This is a genomic window from Blautia sp. ZXY-1-B12, from assembly GCF_056339915.1.
Window position 1 is genome coordinate 1 of sequence record NZ_JBWJVP010000002.1, and the last position, 2500, is coordinate 2500.

Consider the following 2500-nt stretch of genomic DNA (forward strand, 5'->3'; position numbering starts at 1 on the left):
TTGGTCAAGCCCTCACCCGATTAGTAACAGTCAGCTCCATGTGTTGCCACACTTCCACCTCTGCCCTATCTACCTCGTCGTCTTCAAGGGGGTTTACTTCTTTCGAATGGGATATCTCATCTTAAGGGGGGCTTCACGCTTAGATGCCTTCAGCGTTTATCCCTTCCGGGCTTGGCTACTCGGCCGTAGACTTGGCAGTCTAACCGATGCACCAGCGGCCCGTCCATCCCGGTCCTCTCGTACTAAGGACAGCTCCTCTCAGATATCCTACGCCCACGCCGGATAGGGACCGAACTGTCTCACGACGTTCTGAACCCAGCTCGCGTACCGCTTTAATGGGCGAACAGCCCAACCCTTGGGACCTACTACAGCCCCAGGATGCGATGAGCCGACATCGAGGTGCCAAACCACTCCGTCGATGTGAACTCTTGGGAGTGATAAGCCTGTTATCCCCAGGGTAGCTTTTATCCGTTGAGCGATGGCATTCCCACTTAATACCACCGGATCACTAAGCCCTACTTTCGTACCTGCTCCACCCGTCGGTGTCGCAGTCAAGCTCCCTTCTGCCTTTGCACTCTTCGAATGGTTTCCGTCCATTCTGAGGGAACCTTTGGGCGCCTCCGATACCCTTTCGGAGGCGACCGCCCCAGTCAAACTCCCCGTCTGGCATTGTCCCACCGCCGGGTCACGGCGGCTGGTTAGAAACCCAATACTGCAAGGGTGGTATCCCAACAGCGGCTCCATGGCAACTGGCGTTACCATCTCCTAGCCTCCCACCTATCCTGTACATGCAATACCGAGTCCCAGTACCAGACTGGAGTAAAGCTCCATGGGGTCTTTCCGTCCTGGCGCAGGTAACCAGCATCTTCACTGGTACTTCAATTTCACCGGATGCATTGTCGAGACAGCGCTCAAATCATTACGCCTTTCGTGCGGGTCGGAACTTACCCGACAAGGAATTTCGCTACCTTAGGACCGTTATAGTTACGGCCGCCGTTTACTGGGGCTTAAATTCAAAGCTTCGCTTGCGCTAACCTCTCCTCTTAACCTTCCAGCACCGGGCAGGCGTCAGCCCATATACCTCACCTTTCGGTTTCGCATAGACCTGTGTTTTTGCTAAACAGTTGCTTGAGCCTATTCTCTGCGGCCTGGTTTCCCAGGCACCCCTTATCCCTAAGTTACGGGGCCATTTTGCCGAGTTCCTTGACAATGCTTCTTCCGCCGGCCTTAGGATTCTCTCCTCATCCACCTGTGTCGGTTTACGGTACGGGTACGGTATAAACAATAGCGGCTTTTCTTGACGCATGGCTCACGGACTTCGCTACTTTATTTCGCTCCGCATCACGGCTTCCCATTGCCACCCGGATTTGCCAAAGTGACTGGTACCCCGCTTGCACCGGGCTTTCCATTCCCGGCTTCCGCTTTCCTTACGTGTCCCCACAGTTCTGTCATACCGCAGTACAGGAATCTCCACCTGTTGTCCATCGGCTACGACTCTCGTCCTCGCCTTAGGCCCCGACTTACCCAGAGCAGATCAGCTTTACTCTGGAAACCTTGGATATTCGGCCATAAGGATTCCCACCTCTATTCTCGCTACTCATTCCGGCATTCTCTCTTCCATGCAGTCCACAGCTCCTTACGGTACTGCTTCTTCCCGCATGCAATGCTCCTCTACCAACCTTTCGGTTCCTTAGTTTCGGTGGCGCGTTTCAGCCCCGGACATTTTCGGCGCAGGACCTCTCGACCAGTGAGCTATTACGCACTCTTTGAATGGATGGCTGCTTCTGAGCCAACATCCTGGTTGTCTTCGAAATCCCACATCCTTTTCCACTTAACGCGCACTTTGGGACCTTAACTGAAGGTCTGGGCTCTTTCCCTTTTGACCGCCCAACTTATCTCGTGCAGTCTGACTCCCGATAATCGATTACGCGGCATTCGGAGTTTGATATTCTTCGGTAGGCTTTGACGCCCCCTAGGAAATTCAGTGCTCTACCTCCGCAAATCTGTATCGAGGCTAGCCCTAAAGCTATTTCGAGGAGAACCAGCTATCTCCGGGTTCGATTGGAATTTCTCCCCTATCCACACCTCATCCCCACCCTTTTCAACGGATGTGGGTTCGGTCCTCCACTACCTCTTACGGCAGCTTCAACCTGGACATGGATAGATCACCCGGTTTCGGGTCTACTCCTACTGACTTAAGGCCCTCTTAAGACTTGGTTTCCCTACGGCTCCACACCTGAAGTGCTTAACCTTGCCAGTAAGCGTAACTCGCCGGACCGTTCTACAAAAAGTACGCGGTCGCACATATAAAGTGCTTCCACAGCTTGTAGACACAGGGTTTCAGGTTCTCTTTCACTCCCCTCCCGGGGTCCTTTTCACCTTTCCTTCACAGTACTATGCGCTATCGGTCACTAAGTAGTATTTAGCCTTAGGGGGTGGTCCCCCTGATTTCCCACAAGGTTCCACGTGTCTCGTGGTACTCTGGATCCTGCTCAGTCTG

1 rRNA gene (cut by a window edge) is annotated in these 2500 nt (G+C 53.5%); it reads right to left on the reverse strand.

Features of this window, described 5'->3' with window-relative positions:
- A 23S ribosomal RNA gene (locus AC075L_RS00035) occupies nucleotides 1-2500 on the reverse strand; it runs 386 nt beyond the window's last position.